Here is a 22,050-nt window from a genome sequence, read left to right on the forward strand (position 1 = left end):
CCCCGGGGCCTGCGCCGAACCTGTAGGAGCCGGCTTGCCGGCGATGAGGCCGGTACATGCAGTGCAGGACAATCGCTCCCACGCACTACCCGAGGGAGCGGGCTTGCCCCGCGATGTGCGGCCTCAAGCCTTGAGCAAATGCTTCCAGGCGCGGTTCTGCTCGATGGCGCGGGCCTGCTCGATGCGTGCTTCCAGCAGTTCGCTCTTGTCTTCCTCACCCAGCGGTTGCTCGGCCAGCTCGTGCAGCTTGTTCAGCTCGCCATACAGGCGGTCCTGCTGCGGCACCTCGAGCACCTGGCGGGCGTGGTGCAGCCAGGCCAGGATGCCTTCGATGCGCGGCAACTGCTCGCCCAGGTCTTCCGGGCGCTGCACGTACAGCGGCAGCTTCAGCGCGCGGGCTTCTTCACCCAGCTGATGGTGCAGCCAGCTGGCCAGCTGCGCCTTGCCCTGGCGCTCGCCACGGCCCTTGCGCTCCACGGTCCAGGCGCGGGCGGTCAGCCAGCGTGCGGTTTCCAGCGAGAACTGGCCCCAGCGCGGGTCCTCCAGTTCCTCGGCGAACTGCTCGGGGGCGGCGCGGCGGATGTCTTCGTCGTCATTGCCGGCCTGTACCAGCGGGCGCCAGTCTTCCAGCAGGGCGTCGAGGCTGGCGCGCAGGGCCTTGGTCACCGGGCGCGGTGCCGCCTGGCCGAGGCTTGCGGTGAGGGCGCGCAGTTCGGCGAGGCAGTGTACCCAGTCCTGCAGCAGGCGCCAGTGGCCTTTGTGGCGGTACTGCTCGGCCAGGCGCTGGCTGCTGCCCAGCAGTTGCCAGGCCAGGGCGGCGTAGGCGTCGTCCAGTGGCATCTCGGCGTGCAGCTCGCTGGCCGGCAGGTCCAGCTCGTAGCTGGCTTCGTCGAGCAGGCGGTAGCCGCGCTCGGCCTTGCTGATGTCGCACGGCATCAGGGCTACGCTTGCGGCCAGTTCGGCGGCCAGTTCCAGCAGGGCTGCCGGGTCGCCTTCGCGCAGTTCAAGCTCCAGTTCGCTGATTGCTTCCTTGCGCTTGCCGGCCACCACGAAGCCCTGGTCCAGGGCGGCTTCGATCACCACCTTGGCCTTGCCGCGGCCCCAGGAGATTTCGGCGTACTCGCGGGTGAAGTCGGTGGTGAACAGCGGCTTGATGGTCTTCTTGTCGAGCTCGGCCAACTGCTCGGGCCAGCAACTGGCGTCGAGTTTTTTCAGGTCCAGCTTGACCTTGTCCAGCTGCCACTCGTACTCGTTGCGCTCGGACAGGCCCGCCACGCTTTGGCCGCGGCACTTGAGGGTCTGGATGATGACCTCGCCGTCGCGGCGCAGGCGCAGCGCCACACGGGCGGCAGACAGGTCGCGCTCCGCTGTGTCGAAGTACTGGTTGAGCAGTTCGCGGGTCTGCCAGCCGGACTTGTTGCGCTTCTTCAGCAGGGGGTGCTCGCGCAGGGCGGCGAGGGTCTCGCGGCTGGCGCGGAGTTTGAGTTCGGTTTCTTTGTGCATCGCGGGCTCGGAAGGAGGGGCATCGTGGGATGTGAGTCTACAGGAGTCGGGTGTCGCCTGCCGGATTTGGGGCTGCACAGCGGCCCCAGGAATGGCTTGCCCTGCGCAGGGAATGGGTTGTTATGATGCCCTCCATGCTTTTGAGGAGTCCGCGCATGCCGTTGCCGTCGCTGAAAGACCAGTTTGCCGCCCTGATTGCCGCACCGTCGGTCAGTTGCACCCAGCCGGCCCTCGACCAGTCCAACCGCGCGGTCATCGACCTGCTGGCCGGCTGGCTGGGCGACCTGGGTTTCACCTGCGAGATCCAGCAGGTCACCCCGGGCAAGTTCAACCTGCTGGCCAGCCGCGGCACCGGCCCCGGCGGCCTGGTGCTGGCCGGGCACAGCGACACCGTGCCGTTCGACCCGCAACTGTGGCAAAGCGACCCGCTCAAGCTCACCGAGGTCGACGGCCGCTGGGTGGGCCTGGGCAGCTGTGACATGAAGGGCTTTTTCGCCCTGGTGATCGAGGCGGTCACGCCGCTGCTTGAGCATGACTTCAAGCAGCCGCTGCTGATTCTGGCCACTTGCGACGAAGAGAGCTCGATGTCCGGCGCCCGTGCCTTGGCCGAGGCCGGCCAGCCCCTCGGGCGGGCGGCGGTGATCGGCGAGCCCACCGGGCTCAAGCCGATCCGCATGCACAAGGGCATCCTCATGGACCGCATCGACATTCTCGGGCGCAGCGGCCATTCGTCGGACCCGAACCTGGGCCGCAGCGCCCTGGAGGCCATGCACGCGGCCATGGGTGAGCTGATGGACCTGCGCCGCGGCTGGCAGGAAAAATACCGCAACCCGCAGTTCACCGTGCCCACCCCGACCCTGAACTTCGGCTGCATCCACGGCGGCGACAACCCCAACCGCATCTGCGGCCAGTGCGCTCTGGAGTTCGACCTGCGCCCGCTGCCGGGCATGGATGTCGAGCAGCTGCGCGCGGCCATCCGCAGCAAGCTGGTGCCGCTGGCCGAGCGCTTCGAGGTGCAGATCGACTACGCGCCGCTGTTCCCCGAGGTGCCGCCGTTCGAACAGGCTGCCGACGCGGAGCTGGTGCAACTGGCCGAACGCCTGACCGGCCACCGCGCCGAAGCAGTGGCCTTTGGTACCGAAGCGCCTTATCTTCAGCAGCTCGGCTGTCAGACCATCGTGCTTGGCCCCGGCGACATCGCCTGCGCCCACCAGCCCGGCGAATACCTTGAAATGTCACGTATCGAGCCTACCGTGCGTCTATTGCGTGACCTGGTACGGCACTATTGCCTGAGCTAAACGTCCACTGACTTCATTCGTCACTGCCTAGAGGAGACCGCGCGTGACCGCAAGCCTGTTCCGACGATGACGTTCGAACGTTGTGCGCCTTTTCGTCTCCGTTCACTTATCCACAGGCCTTGTCATGCCCGATTACGTCAACTGGCTGCGCCATGCTTCTCCCTACATCAACGCCCACCGCGACTGCACCTTCGTGGTCATGCTCCCCGGTGACGGCGTCGAACACCCGAATTTCGGCAATATCGTCCACGACCTGGTGCTGCTGCACAGCCTGGGCGTGCGCCTGGTGCTGGTGCACGGTTCGCGCCCGCAGATCGAAAGCCGCCTGGCCGCCCGCGGCCTGACCCCGCACTACCACCGTGGCCTGCGCATCACCGATGCGGCGACCCTGGACTGCGTGATCGACGCCGTCGGCGCCCTGCGCCTGGCCATCGAGGCGCGCCTGTCGATGGACATCGCCGCCTCGCCGATGCAGGGCTCGCGCCTGCGGGTGGCCTCGGGCAACCTGGTTACCGCACGGCCTATCGGCGTGCTCGAAGGGGTGGACTACCACCACACCGGCGAAGTGCGCCGGGTCGACCGCAAGGGCATCAGCCGGCTGCTCGACGAGCGCTCCATCGTGCTGCTGTCGCCGCTGGGCTACTCGCCCACCGGGGAAATCTTCAACCTGGCCTGCGAAGACGTCGCCACTCGCGCCGCCATCGAGCTGGGCGCCGACAAGCTGCTGCTGTTTGGCGCAGAACCTGGCCTTTTGGACGACCAGGGGCGCCTGGTGCGCGAGCTGCGCCCGCAACAGGTGACGCCGCACCTGCAACGCCTGGGCAGCGATTACCAGGGCGAGTTGCTGGATGCCGCCGCCGAGGCCTGCAAGGGCGGCGTGGCGCGCAGCCATATCGTCAGTTACGTCGAGGACGGTGCGCTGCTCAACGAGCTGTTCACCCGTGCCGGGGCCGGTACGCTGGTGTCCCAGGAGCAGTTCGAGGTGGTGCGCGAGGCGACCATCGAGGATGTCGGCGGCCTGCTGGACCTGATCAGCCCGCTGGAAGAACAGGGCATTCTGGTGCGCCGTTCGCGGGAGGTACTTGAGCGTGAGATTGAGCAGTTCAGCGTGGTCGAGCGTGAGGGCATGATCATCGCCTGTGCGGCGCTGTACCCGATTGCCGACTCCGAGGCCGGCGAGCTGGCGTGCCTGGCGGTGAACCCGGAGTATCGCCATGGCGGGCGCGGTGACGAGTTGCTTGAACGCATCGAAACCCGGGCGCGGGCGTTGGGGTTGAACACTTTGTTCGTGCTGACCACCCGTACTGCGCACTGGTTCCGTGAGCGAGGTTTTGCACCCAGTGGTGTGGAGCGCCTGCCGGCGGCGCGGGCTTCGCTGTACAACTACCAGCGTAATTCGAAGATTTTCGAGAAGTCGTTGTAAGTGATCTGCAGGTAGCGCGGGCTTTTGTAGGAGCGGCCTTGTGCCGCGAAAGAGGTGCGGAGCGCCCCCATATCTGCGCATCAAAGTGAAATTGCCGGGGCCGCTTTGCGGCCCTTTCGCGGCACAAGGCCGCTCCTACATAGGGGGGCGAGGTGCCTGGAGGCAATGAAAAACGCCGCCCTTGTGGGCGGCGTTTTTGTTTACACGGTGTGCAGGTACCAGTTGTACTCCAGGTCGGAGATCGAATGCTCGAACTCCTCCAGCTCGCTCTCCTTGCACGCGACGAAGATGTCGATGTACTTCGGATCGATGTACTTGTTGAGGATTTCGCTGTCGTCCAGCTCGCGCAGGGCATCGCGCAGGTTGTTCGGCAGGCTCTGCTCCAGCTGCTCGTACGAGTTGCCTTCGATCGGCTCACCCGGCTCGATCTGGTTGGTCAGGCCATGGTGCACACCGGCCAGTACCGCAGCCATCATCAGGTACGGGTTGGCGTCGGCGCCGGCCACGCGGTGCTCGATGCGTACGGCGTCCGGCGAGCCGGTCGGTACGCGCAGGGCCACGGTGCGGTTGTCCAGGCCCCAGCTCGGCGCGTTCGGTACGTAGAACTGCGCGCCGAAGCGGCGGTACGAGTTGACGTTGGGGCACAGGAACGCCATGGAGGCGGGCAGGGTCTCGAGCACACCGCCGACAGCGTGACGTAGCGCGGCGTTCTGCTCGGGATCCTCGCTGGTGAAGATGTTGTTGCCATCTTTGTCCAGCACGGAAATGTGTACATGCAGGCCGTTGCCTGCCTGGCCCGGGTAGGGCTTGGCCATGAAGGTGGTGTCCATTTCATGGTCGTAGGCGATGTTCTTGATCAGGCGCTTGAGCAGCACTGCATAGTCACAGGCCTTGAGCGGGTCGGCGACGTGGTGCAGGTTGACTTCGAATTGCGCCGGGGCGCTTTCCTTGACGATGGCGTCGGCCGGGATGCCTTGCTCCTTGGCGCCTTCAAGAATGTCCTGCAGGCAGTCGGCATATTCGTCGAGGTCGTCGATCAGGTACACCTGCGTGGACTGCGGGCGCTTGCCCGAAATCGGCGAGCGTGGCGGCTGCGGGCGGCCGTTCACGTTCTCCTGGTCGATCAGGTAGAACTCCAGCTCGAACGCGGCGCAAATGGTCAGGCCCATGTCGGTGAACTTGCTCACCACCTGGCGCAGCACTTCACGCGGGTCGGCGAAGAAGGGTTCGCCTTCGATCTCGTGCATGGTCATCAGCAGCTGCGCGGTAGGGCGCTTCTGCCAGGGCTCGTTGGAGAGGGTGCCGGGGATCGGGTAGCAGATGCGGTCGGCATCGCCGATGTCCAGGCCAAGGCCTGTGCTTTCGACGGTGGAACCGTTGATGTCCAGGGCGAAGAGGGAGGCCGGCAGGTTGATGCCTTTTTCGTAAACCTTGTGCAGGCTCGTGCGCTCGATGCGCTTGCCACGAACCACACCATTCATATCTGCAATCAGAAGGTCAACGTAGAGAACCTCAGGATGTTCCTTAAGGAACGCGTTCGCTTCGTTAAGCTGAACGGCACGCGGGGGTACCGACATGATGCAACACCTTTGTTGTTAAAAATATCAATCAAGGGGGGCTTGCAACCCCAGTCAATCGGAAAGACCAGTTGAAGTCAAGCCAGCCCCATGATGCCCTTAAATGGCACATCTACGGCAGATTTGCTGCATATCGGGGCGTGCCATTATCCGCTATTTTCGTGTTGAAGGGTTATCCCGGGCAGGGCGTGTTTTATTTTTTACGGAACGGTTGTGTAAAAAAATGAACAAGGCTAAGCTCGGACACAACCCAAAACACAATAATACGAGGGTCACATGGTCCGCCTGTCGAGACCTGAAAACACCGCCTGCACGGTGCGCTCAGGCATATCTCCCGGTTGCCGCCCAGTCATTGCACGTTTGCAACACTGCCGTGTTGTACTGGCCGCAATAATTGACGGTTTGCACAAAAAGGCCATGCCTCGTAACGCTTTAGCGCCTCTCTTCCTTTCTATCTGCCCTCGGTTTCCAGCCTGGACTCACTTTTATCGAGTGTATCCACTGTCGTCCTGCGCGGGGGTTTTTGCTTTAGCCATGCACTCCATACAGAATCAAGGCGTGGGCCATTCAAGGCCCCTCGGTGCCCCGTGCGCCGACCCTGAACGACGCCAGGCGTCAACGGCCGCAGGTTGCCGTCAACCGGGCCACATTACCTCCTGAGGTATTTATGAGTAACAACCTCGACCAGCTCACCGATTGGTTGAAAGAGCACAAGATCACCGAAGTGGAATGCCTGATCAGCGACCTGACCGGCATCACCCGCGGCAAGATCTCGCCGACCAACAAGTTCATCGCCGAAAAAGGCATGCGCCTGCCCGAGAGCGTGCTGCTGCAGACCGTGACCGGCGACTATGTCGACGATGACATCTATTACGAACTGCTCGACCCGGCCGACATCGACATGATCTGCCGCCCCGACGAGAACGCGGTGTTTCTCGTGCCCTGGGCCATCGAGCCGACCGCCCAGGTGATCCACGACACTTACGACAAGAAGGGCAACCCGGTCGAGCTGTCGCCGCGCAACGTGCTCAAGAAAGTGCTCAAGCTCTACGCCGACAAAGGCTGGCAGCCGATCGTCGCGCCCGAGATGGAGTTCTACCTGACCAAGCGCAGCGAAGACCCGGACTTCCCGCTGCAGCCGCCGGTGGGCCGCTCCGGCCGCCCGGAAACCGGCCGCCAGTCGTTCTCCATCGAGGCTGCCAACGAGTTCGACCCGCTGTTCGAGGACGTCTACGACTGGTGCGAATTGCAGCAGCTGGACCTCGACACGCTGATCCACGAAGACGGCACCGCGCAGATGGAGATCAACTTCCGTCACGGCGACGCCCTGCACCTGGCCGACCAGATCCTGGTGTTCAAGCGCACCATGCGTGAGGCCGCGCTCAAGCACAACGTGGCCGCCACCTTCATGGCCAAGCCGATGACCGGCGAGCCGGGCAGCGCCATGCACCTGCACCAGAGCGTGGTCGATGCAGCCACCGGCAAGAACATCTTCAGCAATGAAGACGGCAGCATGAGCGAGCTGTTCCTCAACCACATCGGCGGCCTGCAGAAACTCATCCCCGAAGCGCTGCCGCTGTTCGCCCCCAACGTCAACTCGTTCCGCCGCTTCCTGCCCGACACCTCGGCGCCGGTGAACGTCGAGTGGGGCGAAGAAAACCGCACCGTCGGCCTGCGCGTGCCGGATGCCGGCCCGCAAAACCGCCGGGTCGAGAACCGCCTGCCAGGCGCCGACGCCAACCCCTACCTGGCCATCGCCGCCAGCCTGCTGTGCGGCTATATCGGCATGGTCGAAGGCATTCAGGCCAGCGCGCCGGTGCAGGGCCGCGGCTACGAGCGGCGCAACCTGCGCCTGCCGCTGACTATCGAAGATGCCCTGGAACGCATGGAAAACAGCCGCGCACTGGAGCAGTACCTGGGCGAGAAATTCATCGCCGGCTACGTCGCCACCAAGCGCGCCGAGCACGAGAACTTCAAGCGCGTCATCAGTTCCTGGGAGCGTGAGTTCCTGCTGTTCGCTGTCTGATCAACCCTGAGGTCGCCTGTGGGCGGCTGCCGGAAAATGGAGAGGCACATGAGCGTCAACAACCCGCAAACCCGTGAATGGCAAGCCCTGAGCGGCGAACACCACCTGGCACCTTTCAGCGACTACAAGCAGCTGAAGGCCAAGGGGCCGCGCATCATCACCAAGGCGCAGGGCGTTCATTTGTGGGACAGCGAGGGGCACAAGATCCTCGACGGCATGGCCGGCCTGTGGTGCGTGGCGGTGGGCTATGGCCGCGAAGAACTGGTACAGGCGGCAGAAAAGCAGATGCGCGAGCTGCCGTACTACAACCTGTTCTTCCAGACCGCCCACCCGCCAGCGCTGGAGCTGGCCAAGGCGATCACCGAGGTGGCTCCCGAGGGCATGACCCATGTGTTCTTCACCGGCTCCGGCTCCGAAGGCAACGACACCGTGCTGCGCATGGTTCGTCATTACTGGGCGCTGAAGGGCAAGCCGCACAAGCAGACCATCATTGGCCGCATCAACGGCTACCACGGCTCCACCGTGGCCGGCGCCAGCCTGGGCGGCATGAGCGGCATGCACGAGCAGGGCGGCCTGCCGATCCCGGGCATCGTGCACATCCCGCAGCCGTACTGGTTCGGTGAAGGCGGCGAGATGACCCCGGAGGCCTTCGGCGTATGGGCCGCCGAGCAGCTGGAACAGAAAATTCTCGAAGCCGGCGAAGACAACGTCGCCGCCTTCATCGCCGAGCCGATCCAGGGCGCCGGCGGGGTGATCATCCCGCCCGAAACCTACTGGCCCAAGGTCAAGGAGATCCTCGCCAGGTACGACATCCTGTTCGTCGCCGATGAGGTGATCTGCGGGTTCGGCCGCACCGGCGAGTGGTTCGGTTCGGACTACTACGACTTGAAGCCCGACCTGATGACCATCGCCAAGGGCCTGACCTCCGGTTACATCCCCATGGGCGGTGTGATCGTGCGTGACAAGGTGGCCCAGGTACTCAGCGAGGGCGGCGACTTCAACCACGGCTTCACCTACTCCGGCCACCCGGTGGCGGCGGCGGTGGGCCTGGAAAACCTGCGCATCCTGCGTGACGAGCACATCGTCGAGAAGGCCCGCACAGAAGTGGCACCCTACTTGCAAAAACGTCTGCGTGAGCTGCAGGACCACCCACTGGTGGGCGAAGTACGCGGCCTGGGCCTGCTCGGCGCCATCGAGCTGGTCAAGGACAAGGCCACCCGCAGCCGTTACGAAGGCAAGGGCGTGGGCATGGTGTGCCGCAACTTCTGCTTCGACAATGGCCTGATCATGCGCGCGGTGGGCGACACCATGATCATCGCCCCGCCGCTGGTGATCAGCCACGCCGAGGTGGACGAACTGGTGGAGAAGGCGCGCAAGTGCCTGGATCTGACCCTGGAAGCGATCCGATAACGGTCTGCTAGGCTGGCGAGGTGACATTAAGTTGCTACAAGGCACTCGTTTGGTTGAAACAGCGCCTTGTAACTTGCCAGACTAACGGCTGTTTCAGTCGCCCAGCGCGTGAACCGTGGGACCTGGCTGCTGAACAGAAGGCTTTGATAATAAATTCTGGAGCATTACGCATGAGTAAAATGGGCAAGACGTTGCTGGCCGCCGCCCTGATGGGTGCCATGGCTACCGCTGTTCAGGCTGAAGACAAGGTGTTGAACGTCTACAACTGGTCGGACTACATCGCTCCGGACACCATCGCCAAGTTCGAGAAACAGAGCGGTATCAAGGTCAAGTACGACGTCTTCGACAGCAACGAAACCCTCGAAGCCAAACTGCTGGCCGGCAAGTCCGGTTACGACATCGTGGTGCCGTCCAACAACTTCCTGGCCAAGCAGATCAAGGCTGGCGTCTACCAGGAACTGGACCGCTCCAAGCTGCCCAACTGGAAGAACCTCGACGAAGACCTGCTCAAGGCCGTGGGTGATGCCAGCGACCCGGGCAACAAGTACGCCTTCCCCTACATGTGGGGCTCCATCGGCATCGGCTACAACCCGGAAAAGGTCAAGGCTGCGCTGGGCGTAGACAAGATCGACTCGTGGGATGCCGTGTTCAAGCCCGAGAACATCGCCAAGCTCAAGAGCTGCGGCGTGAGCTTCCTCGACGCCCCGACCGAAATGCTGCCGGCCGCGCTGCACTACCTGGGCCTGCCAAGCAACAGCACCAAGGCTGAAGACCTGAAGAAGGCCGAGGCACTGTTCCTCAGCGTTCGCCCGTCGATCACCTACTTCCACTCGTCCAAGTACATCGGCGACCTGGCCAACGGCAACATCTGCGTGGCCGTCGGCTACTCGGGTGACCTGGAGCAATCCAAGGCCCGTGCCCACGAAGCCGGCGACAAGGTCAAGCTGGACTACATCATTCCGAAAGAAGGCGCCGGTACCTTCTACGACATGGTCGCCATCCCGAAAGATGCCGAGCATAAAGACGCTGCCTATCAGTTCATGAACTTCCTGCTGCAACCGGAAGTCATGGCCGAGATCACCAACGCCGTGCGCTTCCCCAACGGCAACAAGGCCGCGACCCAGTTCGTCGACAAGGATATCACCAGCGACCCAAGCATCTACCCGCCTGCTGAAGTGAAGAAGCAGCTGTACGCGATCGCAGCCCCGGAAGCTGCCGCCCAGCGCGTCATCACCCGCAGCTGGACCAAGATCAAGTCGGGCAAGTAAGCCTGATGCGAAGCCCTCTGGGCCGGGGTTTCCCGGCCTGGAGGCCTGAACAGGCAAATAAGATTGCGGCATCCGTGCCGTGAAGGTAAGTTGCGCGCCGGTTTTGCGTGAGCGGCCAGGAGTTTTCGCCCGCAAAGGCACTGATTGTGAGGACCACCCACTTGTCTATTTCTGTATTTCGCAAGGCCTTGATGGCTGGAGCGGGCCTGACGCTGGCATGCAGCGTCCAAGCGGCGCCCACGGTGCACATCTACAACTGGTCCGACTATGTCGGCCCGAACACCCTCGCCGAGTTCCAGAAGCAAACCGGCATCGAGCCCAAGTACGACGTCTTCGACAGCAACGAAACCCTCGAAGGCAAGCTGTTGGCCGGGCGCACCGGCTATGACGTGGTCGTGCCGTCCAACCATTTCCTCGGCAAGCAGATCAAGGCGGGCGCGTTCCAGAAGCTCGACAAGAGCCTGCTGCCCAACTATGCCAACCTCGACCCTGCGCTGATGAAGCGCCTCGAGAAGAACGACCCAGGCAACCAGTACGCGGTCCCCTACCTGTGGGGCACCAACGGCATCGGCTACAACGTCGAGAAGGTCAAGGCCGCACTGGGTACCGACAAGATCGATTCCTGGGCCGTATTGTTCGAGCCCGAGAACATGAAAAAGCTCAGCAAGTGCGGGGTTGCCTTCCTCGACTCGGCTGACGAGATGCTGCCGGCAGTGCTCAACTACCTGGGCCTGGACCCGAACAGCAGCAACCCCAAGGACTACGCCAAGGCAGAAGAAAAACTGCTGGCCGTGCGCCCTTACGTGACCTACTTCCATTCGTCCAAGTACATCACCGATCTCGCCAACGGCGATATCTGCGTGGCCGCCGGCTTCTCCGGCGACGTGTTCCAGGCCAAGGCCCGTGCTGAAGAAGCCAAGAAGGGCGTGAAGCTGGCCTACGCCATCCCCAAGGAGGGCGGCAACCTCTGGTTCGATGTGCTGGCCATTCCCAAGGACGCCAGCAACGTCAAGGAGGCCCACGCCTTCATCAACTATTTGCTGAAGCCTGAGGTTATCGCCCAGGTCAGTGATTACGTCGGTTACGCCAACCCGAACCCCAAGGCTGGCGACCTGATGGACCAGGCCGTGAGGACTGACGCCGCGGTTTACCCACCGCAGGAAGTGCTGGACAAGATGTTCGTCAACTCGGAGCTGCCACCCAAGGTGCAGCGCCTGATGACCCGCAGCTGGACCAAGGTCAAGTCGGGCAAGTAAATATCCAGGCCCGCCGCGACGCCTTCAGTACAGGCCGCGCGGGCACAAAAAATCTTGTTGGGAGTTTCACTCATGGCAGTTGCCTCCGGTGCCTATAAAAAAGCCCTCGAGGGTGGCCAGCAACCCAAGCAGGTGCTGGTCAAGATCGACCGGGTCACGAAAAAATTCGACGAAACCGTCGCCGTGGACGATGTGTCCCTGGAAATCCGCAAGGGCGAGATTTTCGCCTTGCTGGGTGGCTCCGGCTCCGGCAAGTCCACCTTGCTGCGCATGCTGGCCGGTTTCGAGCGCCCCACCGAAGGGCGGATCTTCCTCGATGGTGTCGACATCACCGACATGCCGCCCTACGAGCGGCCGATCAACATGATGTTCCAGTCCTACGCGCTGTTCCCGCACATGACCGTGGCGCAGAACATCGCCTTCGGCCTGCAGCAGGACAAGATGCCCAAGGCCGAGATCGACGCCCGGGTTGGCGAGATGCTCAAGCTGGTGCACATGACCCAGTACGCCAAGCGCAAGCCGCACCAGCTGTCCGGTGGCCAGCGCCAGCGCGTGGCCCTGGCCCGCTCGCTGGCCAAGCGCCCCAAGCTGCTGCTGCTCGACGAACCCATGGGCGCGCTGGACAAGAAACTGCGTTCGCAGATGCAACTGGAGCTGGTGGAAATCATCGAGCGCGTGGGCGTGACCTGCGTGATGGTGACCCACGACCAGGAAGAGGCCATGACCATGGCCCAGCGCATCGCCATCATGCACCTGGGCTGGATCGCCCAGATCGGCTCGCCGGTGGACATCTACGAGACGCCTACCAGCCGCCTGGTGTGCGAGTTCATCGGCAACGTCAACCTGTTCGAAGGTGAAGTGGTCGACGACGCCGAAGGCCACGCGATCATTGCCAGCCCGGAGCTGGAGCGCAAGATCTACGTCGGCCACGGCATCACCACCTCGGTCGAGGACAAGCACATCACCTACGCCCTGCGCCCGGAAAAACTGCTGGTGACCACCACCCAGCCTGAGTTCGAGCACAACTGGTCGCGCGGCAAGATCCACGACATCGCCTACCTGGGCGGGCACTCGGTGTTCCACGTCGAGCTGCCCAGCGGCAAGATCGTCCAGTCGTTCGTGGCCAATGCCGAGCGCCAGGGCACCCGCCCGACCTGGGACGATGAAGTGTTCGTGTGGTGGGAAGACGACAGCGGCGTGGTACTGCGCTCATGAAACTTCGCAAGCTCAAGCGAGCCTTCCAGCGCATTACCCCAGAGGGGCGGCACCTGGTGATCGGCGTGCCGTTCATCTGGCTGTTCCTGTTCTTCATGCTGCCGTTCTTCATCGTGTTGAAGATCAGCTTCGCCGAAGCCGACGTTGCAATCCCGCCGTACACCGAGATCTACACCTACGTCGAAAGCAAGATCCAGCTGGTGCTGAACCTGGCCAACTACGGCCTGCTGACCGAAGACGAGCTGTACCTTTCGGCCTACCTTGGCTCGCTGAAGATGGCCTTCTTCAGCACCCTGCTGTGCCTGCTGATCGGCTACCCGATGGCCTACGCCATCGCCAACGCCAAGAAAGAGACCCAGACGGTGTTGCTGCTGCTGATCATGATGCCGACCTGGACCGCGATCCTGATCCGCGTCTATGCCTGGATGGGCATCCTCAGCAACAACGGCCTGCTCAACAGCTTCCTGTTGTGGCTGGGGCTGATCGATCAGCCGCTGCAGATCCTCAACACCAACCTTGCGGTCTACATCGGCGTGGTCTATTCGTACCTGCCGTTCATGATCCTGCCGCTGTTCGCCAACCTGGTGAAACACGACCAGAGCCTGCTCGAAGCCGCATCCGACCTGGGTTCGAGCACCTTCAACAGCTTCTGGAAGATCACCGTGCCGCTGTCGAAAAACGGCATCATCGCCGGCTGCATGCTGGTGTTCATCCCGGTGGTGGGCGAGTTCGTGATCCCTGAACTGCTCGGCGGCCCGGAAACCCTGATGATCGGTAAAGTGCTGTGGCAGGAGTTCTTCAACAACCGCGACTGGCCGGTGGCGTCTGCCCTGGCGGTGGTGATGCTGGCGATCCTGATCGTGCCGATTCTGCTGTTCAACCGCAGCCAGGCCAAAGAAATGGAGGGCCGCGCATGAAACGCTTCAGTTTCTCCAAGCTGATGCTGGTGCTCGGCTTGCTGTTCATCTACCTGCCGATGCTGATCCTGGTGATCTACTCGTTCAACGCCTCCAAGCTTGTGACGGTGTGGGGCGGCTGGTCGGTGAAGTGGTACGTCGGCCTGCTCGACAACACCCAGCTGATGGGTTCGGTGATGCGCTCGCTGGAAATCGCCTGCTACACGGCGGTGGCCGCAGTGGCGCTGGGTACCCTGGCAGCCTTCGTGCTGACCCGGGTCACCCGCTTCAAGGGCCGCACGCTGTTCGGCGGCCTGGTCACCGCGCCGCTGGTAATGCCCGAGGTGATCACCGGTCTTTCGCTGTTGCTGCTGTTCGTGGCCATGGCGCAGATGATCGGCTGGCCCCAGGAGCGTGGCATCGTCACCATCTGGATCGCCCACACCACCTTCTGCGCAGCCTATGTGGCGGTGGTGGTGTCGGCGCGCCTGCGTGAGCTGGACCTGTCCATCGAAGAGGCGGCCATGGACCTGGGTGCCAAACCCTGGAAAGTGTTCTTCCTGATCACCATCCCGATGATCGCGCCGTCGCTTGCCGCGGGCGGCATGATGTCGTTCGCCCTGTCGCTGGATGACCTGGTACTGGCAAGCTTCGTCTCCGGCCCAGGTTCGACCACCCTGCCGATGGAAGTGTTCTCGGCCGTGCGCCTTGGCGTTAAGCCCGAGATCAACGCCGTGGCCAGCCTGATCCTGCTGTCGGTGTCGCTGGTGACCTTCCTGGTCTGGTTCTTCAGCCGCCGCGCCGAAGAACGCCGCCGCAAGGCGATCCAGCAGGCCATCGAAGAAGGTGCTGCAGCCAACGCCGGCCAAGCGCAAGTGCGCCGCCCGGCCCAGGCGACTGCCCAGGCTTGAGGCTCGCCAACCACAGGTACTGCGCATGCCTTGAAGGCTGCGCATGACCCTGTGGGAGCGAGCCTCCGTGTCGCCTGCTTCGCGGGTGAACCCGCTCCCACAGGTACTGTGCATGTCTTGAAGACAGCGCATGACCTGTGGGAGCAACTGTCTTGCTCAATTTTCAAAGGCCGACTCGATTCTTGTGGGAAGCGGCCTTGTGCCGCGATTGGGCCGCACAGCGGCCCCAGAATATGGGCATCCTGCAAAATCGCCGGGGCTGTTGCGCAGCCCAATCGCGACCGGACGGCGCCCCGGCAAGGCCGCTTCCCACAGAAACCGCGCAGGATTCAGGCTTGGCGTACCACTGTGGGGGCGCCTACTCAAACCCGCCTCGCTTTCTTGAACCCACATCAATGCCGTTTGTCGATCCCTGATCTACGCTTTCATCGCGTCCTGTAAACCATTCGTCGATGCAAGGAGCCGGCATGACGCCAATGCGCGCGCTGAGGGGTGTTTGCCTGGGGTTGCTGGCACTGCTGGCAGGCTGTGGCGAGGAGAAGGTCACCGAAGAACTGCCACGGGTGGTGGTGCAGCAGGTGCAGCCCACCGACTTTGCCGCGCGGGTCACCCTGACCGGCGATGTGCAGGCGCGGGTGCAGACCGACCTGTCGTTCCGCGTGGGCGGCAAGATCGTCTCGCGCAGCGTCGATGTGGGCGACCACGTCAAGGCCAACCAGGTGCTGGCGCGCCTGGACCCGAAAGACCTGCAAAACAATGTCGATTCGGCCAAGGCCGAGGTGTTCGCCGAACAGGCCCGGGTCAGCCAGACCAGCGCGGCCTTTGTCCGCCAGCAAAAACTGCTGCCCAAGGGCTACACCAGCCAGAGCGAATTCGATTCCGCTCAAGCCGCCCTGCGCAGCAGCCAGAGCGCGCTCAAGGCCGCCCAGGCGCAACTGGCCAACGCCAACGAACAACTCGGCTACACCGCCCTGGTGTCCGAGGCCGACGGGGTGATCACCGCGCGCCAGGCCGAAGTCGGCCAGGTGGTGCAGGCGACCATGCCGATCTTCAGCCTGGCGGTGGATGGCGACCGTGACGCAGTGTTCAACGTTTACGAATCCCTGCTGGTCAGCCCGCCGAGCGATGCCGGGGTGGTGGTCAGCCTGCTCGACAACCCGAAAATCCAGGCCCACGGCCATGTGCGCGAAGTCACCCCGACGGTGTCGGCGCAAAGCGGCACGGTACAGGTGAAGGTGGCTTTGCGCGACGTGCCGGCGGGCATGCAACTGGGTTCGCCGGTGACCGCCGCCACCAACGCCCAGAGCCGCCCGAGCATAGAGCTGCCCTGGGCGGCGCTGACCAAGGCTTTGCATGAGCCAGCAGTGTGGGTGGTGGGCGAGGGCGACAAGGTCGAGCTGCGCAAGGTGCAGGTGGCCCGCTACCTCACCGGCAAGGTGGTGATCGCCCAGGGCATCAAGGGTGGTGAAACGGTGGTGGTAGGCGGTGCGCAACTGCTGCACCCGGGCATGCAGGTATATAAAGTCGCCGCCCAGGACACGGGAGCCAAGCCATGAAGCGCCTGATCATCGCCTTGCCGGCGGCCTTGCTGCTGGCTGCCTGCGGCAGCGACAAGGAGCAGGCCGAGCCGGTGCGCCCGGTGCTGTCGACGCTGGTACAGCCGCAGGTGCAGTCACAGTTGGGGCGTTTTGCCGGCAGTATCCAGGCGCGCTTCGAGAGCACTTTGGGTTTTCGCGTGTCCGGGCGCATCGCCCGGCGCTGGCTGGATGTCGGCGCCCAGGTCAAACCGGGCGACACCCTGGCCACCCTCGACCCCACCGACCAGCAGAACCAGCTGCGCGCCGCCGAAGGTGACCTGGCCAAGGTCCAGGCGCAGTGGATCAACGCCCAGGCCGATGCCCGCCGCCAGCAACAGCTGTACGACCGGGGTGTGGGTGCCCAGGCCCAGCTGGATATCGCCAACACCAACCTGAAAACCACCGGTGCGGCGCTGGAGCAAGCCCGCTCGGCAGTGAGCCAGGCCCGCGACCAACTCGACTACAGCACCCTGCGCACCGACCACGCCGCCGTAGTCACCGCCTGGCAGGCCGAGGCCGGGCAGACCGTCAGCGCAGGCCAGGCGGTGGTCACCCTGGCCCGCCCGGACGTGAAGGAGGCGGTGATCGACCTGCCCACCAACCTTGCCGAACAACTGACCCCCGGGCTGACCTTCACCGTCGCCCTGCAGCTGGAACCGAGCATCGACACCACCGCCACCCTGCGTGAGCTGGAGCCCCAGGCCGACGCCACCACCCGCACCCGGCGTGCGCGCCTGACCCTGGCCAGCACCCCCGACAGCTTCCACCTGGGCACCGCCGTCAGCGTCACCTTGAGCTCTGCCGTCACCCCACGCAGCGAGCTGCCACGCACGGCCTTGCTGGAGCGCGACGGCAAGACCCAGGTGTGGGTGGTGGACCCGCAGCAAAAGACCGTTGCCACCCGCGACGTGCAGGTGATCGAACGCAACGACGAACGCATCGTCCTGGCCTCGGGCGTGCAACCCGGTGAGCGCGTGGTCACGGCCGGCGTCAACATCCTCAAGCCCGGCCAGAAGGTCACCTTCGACGAGGACGCACGATGAAAGGAAGCTTCAACCTCTCCGAATGGGCCCTGCGCCACCAGTCGTTCGTCTGGTACCTGATGGCCGTGAGCCTGCTGATGGGGGTGTTCTCGTACCTCAACCTGGGCCGCGAGGAAGACCCCTCGTTCACCATCAAGACCATGGTGATCCAGAGCCGCTGGCCCGGCGCCACCCAGGAAGAAACCCTGCTGCAGGTCACCGACCGCATCGAGAAAAAGCTCGAGGAACTGGACTCGCTCGACTACGTGAAAAGCTACACCCGCCCCGGCGAGTCCACCGTCTACGTGTACCTGCGCGACACCACCAAGGCCAAGGACATCCCCGAGATCTGGTACCAGGTGCGCAAGAAGATCCAGGACATCAGCGGCCAGTTCCCCAAGGGCCTGCAGGGCCCGGCGTTCAACGACGAGTTCGGTGACGTGTACGGCTCGATCTACGGCTTCACTGCCGACGGCCTGACCCTGCGCCAGTTGCGCGATTACGTGGAGCAGGTGCGCGCCGAGGTGCGCGATGTGCCCAACATCGGCAAGATCGAGCTGGTCGGCACCCAGGACGAGGTGTTGTACCTGAACTTCTCGACCCGCAAGCTGGCCTCGTTCGGCATCGACCAGAGCCAGGTGATGCAGGCCTTGCAGGCGCAGAACGCAGTGACCCCGGCCGGGGTGATCGAGGCCGGCCCCGAGCGTATTTCGGTGCGCACCACCGGCCAGTTCGCCTCCGAAAAAGACCTGGCGTCCGTCAACCTGCGCATCAACGACCGCTTCTTCCGCCTGGCCGATATCGCCGACATCGAGCGCGGCTACGTCGACCCGCCGTCACCGATGTTCCGCTACAACGGCCAGACCGCCATTGGCCTGGCCATCGGCATGAAGGCCGGTGGCAACATGCAGGTGTTCGGCAAGCTGCTGCGCGAGCGCATGGACAAGGTCACCGCCGACCTGCCGGTAGGCGTCGAGGTGCACACCGTGTCCGACCAGGCGGTGGTGGTCAAACAGGCGGTCGGCGGCTTTACCAGCGCGCTGTTCGAGGCGGTGGTGATCGTGCTGGTGGTGAGCTTCGTCAGCCTTGGCGTGCGCGCCGGGCTGGTGGTGGCCTGCTCGATACCGCTGGTGCTGGCCATGGTGTTCGTGTTCATGGAGTACACCGACATCACCATGCAGCGTATCTCGCTGGGGGCGTTGATCATCGCCCTGGGGCTGCTGGTGGATGATGCGATGATCACCGTCGAGGTGATGGTCACGCGGTTGGAGATGGGCGATACCAAGGAGCAGGCGGCCACCTTCGCCTACACCTCCACGGCCTTCCCGATGCTCACCGGCACCTTGGTCACCGTGGCCGGTTTCGTGCCCATCGGCCTGAACGCCAGCTCCGCCGGCGAATACACCTTCACCCTGTTCGCGGTGATTGCGGTGGCGCTGATCGTGTCGTGGATCGTGGCGGTGTTCTTCGCCCCGGTGCTCGGCGTGCACATTCTCGACGCCAAGAAGCTCAAGGCCCATGAAGCCGAGCCGGGCCGGGTAGGGCGTGCCTTCGAGCACGGCCTGCTGTGGTGCCTGCGCCACCGCTGGGTGACGGTGATCGGCACCATCGTGCTGTTCGTGCTGTCGGTGGTGGGCATGCGCTTTGTGCAGAACCAGTTTTTCCCATCCTCGGACCGCCCGGAGATCCTCGTCGACCTCAACCTGCCGCAAAACGCCTCCATCGAGGAAACCCGCAAGGTGGTCGACCGCTTCGAGGCCACCTTCAAGGGCGACCCCGATATCGTCAGCTGGAGCACCTACATCGGCCAGGGCGCGATCCGTTTCTACCTGCCCCTCGACCAGCAACTGCAAAACCCCTACTACGCCCAGTTCGTCATCGTCAGCAAGGGCCTGGAGGTGCGCGGCGAGCTGATGGCGCGGCTCAAGGAGCGCCTGCGTACCGACTTCGTCGGCATCGGCACCAACATCCAGTCGCTGGAGATGGGCCCGCCGGTGGGCCGGCCGATCCAGTACCGGGTCAGCGGCAAGGATATCGACCAGGTGCGCGCCCATGCCATCGAGCTGGCCACGCTGCTGGACAGCAACCCGCACATCGGCGAGATGATTTACGACTGGAACGAGCCTGGCAAAGTGCTGCGGGTCGAGATTGCCCAGGACAAGGCGCGCCAGCTGGGGTTGTCGTCCGAGGACGTGGCCAACGTGATGAACAGCATCGTCAGCGGCGTGCCGATCACCCAGGTCAACGACAACATCTACCTGATCAACGTGGTCGCCCGCGCCGAGGACAGCGAGCGCGGCTCCCCCGACACCCTGCAGAACCTGCAGATCGTCAGCCCCAACGGCACCTCGATCCCGCTGCTGGCCTTCGCCACCGTGCGCTACGAGCTGGAGCAACCGCTGGTGTGGCGGCGCGACCGCAAACCCACCATCACCATCAAGGCCTCGGTCAACGGCGAGATCCAGCCCACCGACCTGGTGGCCCAGCTCAAGCCTTCCATTGACCAGTTCGCCAGCAAGCTGCCGGCCGGCTACGAAGTGGCCACCGGCGGTACCGTGGAGGAGAGCGCCAAGGCCCAGGGCCCGATCCGCCAGGTGGTGCCGCTGATGCTGTTCCTGATGGCGACCTTCCTGATGATCCAGCTGCACAGCGTGCAGAAGCTGTTCCTGGTGGTCAGCGTGGCGCCGCTGGGCTTGATTGGCGTGGTGCTGGCGCTGGTGCCCACCGGTACGCCCATGGGCTTCGTGGCGATTCTCGGCATCTTGGCGCTGATCGGCATCATCATCCGCAACTCGGTGATTCTGGTGACCCAGATCGACGAGTTCGAAGCCCAGGGTTTCGCCCCCTGGGATGCGGTGGTTGAAGCCACCAACCACCGCCGCCGGCCGATCCTGCTGACCGCTGCGGCGGCCAGCCTGGGCATGATCCCCATCGCCCGGGAAGTGTTCTGGGGGCCGATGGCCTACGCGATGATCGGCGGCATCATCAGTGCAACGCTGCTGACGCTGTTGTTCCTGCCGGCGCTGTATGTGGCCTGGTACAAGATCAAAGAGCCGGAAAACAAGACCCAGCCTCAACACTGACCCCTGTAGGAGCGGCCTTGTGTCGCGAAAGGGTCGCGTAGCGGCCCCAGGATCTCTGCCTCATGCAAGATTGCCGGGGCTGCTACGCAGCCCTTTCGCGACACAAGGCCGCTCCTACAGAGGGTCTGTGGCGGCATGGATAAATGGTTATATAAACATTCTTAAACAGTATTTTTAAGAATATCAGCGCTTCACTACTATTGCCCTCAAGCCAGGCGCAAATCCCCTTCGAACCTCTGCCCGGCACCCTTACTCACAGGAGAACGAGCATGAGCGCATCGCTGCGTAGCATCGACGGTCAGGACGAAGCCACCATTCTGCGTGAGATCCAGAGCGCCCTGCGCGACCTGCGCTTTGGCGCGGTGGAAATCACCGTGCACAACGCCCAGGTGGTGCAGATCGAGCGCAAGGAGAAGTTCCGCCTGCAGCAGCCCGGCAACAAGGCCGGCTGACACCGCACCACCCATAAATTAGAAAAAATGCCAATCGGGAGCTTCACCATGTCCATCCGCCGTTATGCGCTCGCCGCCCTGGCCAGTGCCGTTTTTGCCGGTTCCGCCATCGCCAAGGACTACGAACTGCTGAACGTGTCCTACGACCCTACCCGTGAGCTGTACCAGCAGTACAACGCCGAGTTCATCAAGCACTGGCAGCAAGCCCACCCAGGCGACAAGGTGAAGATCCAGCAGTCCCACGGCGGCTCGGGCAAACAGGGCCGTGCGGTGATCGACGGCCTGCGCGCCGACGTGGTGACCCTGGCCCTGGCCGGCGACATCGACGAAATCGCCAAGCTCGGCAAGACCCTGCCAGAGGACTGGCAGAAGCGCCTGCCGGACGCCAGCACCCCGTACACCTCGACCATCGTGTTCCTGGTGCGCAAGGGCAACCCGAAAGGCATCAAGGACTGGGGCGACCTGATCAAAAAAGACGTCTCGGTGATCACCCCCAACCCGAAAACCTCCGGCGGCGCCCGCTGGAACTTCCTCGCCGCCTGGGCCTATGGCCTGAAAGCCGGCGGCAGCGAAGCCAAGGCCAAGGAATACGTGCAGGAGCTGTTCAAGCACGTGCCGGTGCTGGATACCGGTGCCCGTGGCTCGACCATCACCTTCGTCAACAACGGCCAGGGCGACGTGCTGCTGGCCTGGGAAAACGAAGCCTTCCTGGCGCTTAAAGAAGACGGCGGCGCCGACAAGTTCGATATCGTCGTGCCTTCGCTGTCGATTCTGGCCGAGCCGCCGGTGGCCGTGGTCGACAAGAACGCCGAGAAAAAGGGCAACACCGAAATCGCCACCGAGTACCTCAAGCACCTGTACAGCCCGGCTGGGCAGAAGATCGCCGCCGAGAACTTCTACCGCCCGCGTGACGAGAAAGTCGCCGCCGAATTTGGCAAGCAGTTCCCGAAACTGGACCTGGTGACCATCGACAAGGACTTCGGTGGCTGGAAGACTGCACAGCCGAAGTTCTTCAATGACGGCGGTGTGTTCGACCAGATTTACCAGGCGCAGTGATCGGCCATGAAAACAGCGGGGCCGCTCTGCGGCCCTTCGCGACACAAGGCCGCTCCTACAGAAAAGCGCGATCCCCT

At 63.6% G+C, this 22,050-nt stretch carries 16 protein-coding genes; 14 read left to right on the forward strand and 2 right to left on the reverse strand.

Going from position 1 to position 22,050, the window contains the following annotated elements; translation table 11 throughout:
- Positions 1–123: 123 nt before the first annotated feature.
- Positions 124–1,503, reverse strand: coding sequence for a CYTH domain-containing protein (locus tag KSS94_RS00990; protein WP_217841256.1), 1,380 nt, complete (start codon positions 1,501–1,503; stop codon positions 124–126).
- A 155-nt stretch (positions 1,504–1,658) separates the two neighbouring features.
- On the opposite strand from KSS94_RS00990, the gene argE reads away from it, so the two are divergent.
- Together argE and argA are read left to right on the forward strand one after the other, a co-directional pair.
- Complete coding sequence (gene argE, locus KSS94_RS00995) at positions 1,659–2,801, forward strand: acetylornithine deacetylase (protein WP_217841257.1); 1,143 nt, start codon at positions 1,659–1,661, stop codon at positions 2,799–2,801.
- A gap of 124 nt (positions 2,802–2,925) precedes the next feature.
- On the forward strand, positions 2,926–4,224 hold the full coding sequence (argA, locus tag KSS94_RS01000; RefSeq protein ID WP_217841258.1) for an amino-acid N-acetyltransferase: 1,299 nt from the start codon (positions 2,926–2,928) through the stop codon (positions 4,222–4,224).
- A 200-nt stretch (positions 4,225–4,424) separates the two neighbouring features.
- Here the strand turns inward: argA and KSS94_RS01005 are convergent, their stop codons facing one another.
- The gene (locus tag KSS94_RS01005; protein ID WP_217841259.1) at positions 4,425–5,801 is read right to left on the reverse strand and encodes a glutamine synthetase family protein; all 1,377 of its coding nucleotides are present in this window, start codon (positions 5,799–5,801) and stop codon (positions 4,425–4,427) included.
- Positions 5,802–6,468: 667 nt separating this feature from the next.
- On the opposite strand from KSS94_RS01005, the gene KSS94_RS01010 reads away from it, so the two are divergent.
- The 12 genes from KSS94_RS01010 (at position 6,469) to KSS94_RS01065 (ending at position 21,973) form a co-directional block, all read left to right on the forward strand.
- A complete protein-coding gene (locus KSS94_RS01010) occupies positions 6,469–7,827 on the forward strand; it encodes a glutamine synthetase family protein (RefSeq protein ID WP_217841260.1) in 1,359 nt (452 codons plus the stop codon).
- 48 nt (positions 7,828–7,875) lie between these two features.
- Positions 7,876–9,237, forward strand: a complete 1,362-nt coding sequence (locus KSS94_RS01015; protein ID WP_217841261.1) for an aspartate aminotransferase family protein — start codon at positions 7,876–7,878, stop codon at positions 9,235–9,237.
- Positions 9,238–9,407: 170 nt separating this feature from the next.
- Entirely contained in the window at positions 9,408–10,505 is a 1,098-nt protein-coding gene (locus KSS94_RS01020) for a polyamine ABC transporter substrate-binding protein (protein ID WP_217841262.1), read from the forward strand.
- Between the two features lie 161 nt (positions 10,506–10,666).
- On the forward strand, positions 10,667–11,761 hold the full coding sequence (locus tag KSS94_RS01025; RefSeq protein WP_217841263.1) for a polyamine ABC transporter substrate-binding protein: 1,095 nt from the start codon (positions 10,667–10,669) through the stop codon (positions 11,759–11,761).
- Positions 11,762–11,833: 72 nt separating this feature from the next.
- Positions 11,834–12,976, forward strand: coding sequence for a polyamine ABC transporter ATP-binding protein (gene potA / locus KSS94_RS01030; protein ID WP_217841264.1), 1,143 nt, complete (start codon positions 11,834–11,836; stop codon positions 12,974–12,976).
- Positions 12,973–13,893 (forward strand): ABC transporter permease subunit, encoded by a 921-nt coding sequence (locus tag KSS94_RS01035; protein WP_217841265.1) that lies wholly within the window; start codon positions 12,973–12,975, stop codon positions 13,891–13,893. Before potA ends, KSS94_RS01035 begins: the two co-directional genes overlap by 4 nt.
- Positions 13,890–14,783 carry an ABC transporter permease subunit gene (locus tag KSS94_RS01040; protein ID WP_217841266.1) on the forward strand — a complete coding sequence of 298 codons (894 nt, stop codon included), beginning with the start codon at positions 13,890–13,892 and terminating at the stop codon, positions 14,781–14,783. Before KSS94_RS01035 ends, KSS94_RS01040 begins: the two co-directional genes overlap by 4 nt.
- 467 nt (positions 14,784–15,250) lie before the next feature.
- The gene (locus KSS94_RS01045; protein WP_217841267.1) at positions 15,251–16,339 is read left to right on the forward strand and encodes an efflux RND transporter periplasmic adaptor subunit; all 1,089 of its coding nucleotides are present in this window, start codon (positions 15,251–15,253) and stop codon (positions 16,337–16,339) included.
- Positions 16,336–17,403, forward strand: coding sequence for an efflux RND transporter periplasmic adaptor subunit (locus tag KSS94_RS01050; protein WP_217841268.1), 1,068 nt, complete (start codon positions 16,336–16,338; stop codon positions 17,401–17,403). Before KSS94_RS01045 ends, KSS94_RS01050 begins: the two co-directional genes overlap by 4 nt.
- Entirely contained in the window at positions 17,400–20,465 is a 3,066-nt protein-coding gene (locus KSS94_RS01055) for an efflux RND transporter permease subunit (protein WP_217841269.1), read from the forward strand. Before KSS94_RS01050 ends, KSS94_RS01055 begins: the two co-directional genes overlap by 4 nt.
- A 269-nt stretch (positions 20,466–20,734) precedes the next feature.
- A complete protein-coding gene (gene oscA / locus KSS94_RS01060) occupies positions 20,735–20,917 on the forward strand; it encodes a sulfur starvation response protein OscA (protein WP_016712582.1) in 183 nt (60 codons plus the stop codon).
- Between the two features lie 48 nt (positions 20,918–20,965).
- Positions 20,966–21,973: a sulfate ABC transporter substrate-binding protein gene (locus KSS94_RS01065; RefSeq protein WP_217841270.1), complete on the forward strand. Its 1,008-nt coding sequence runs from the start codon at positions 20,966–20,968 to the stop codon at positions 21,971–21,973.
- Positions 21,974–22,050 lie beyond the last annotated feature (77 nt).

Source organism: Pseudomonas fakonensis, assembly GCF_019139895.1.
GTDB classification, from domain to species: domain Bacteria; phylum Pseudomonadota; class Gammaproteobacteria; order Pseudomonadales; family Pseudomonadaceae; genus Aquipseudomonas; species Aquipseudomonas fakonensis.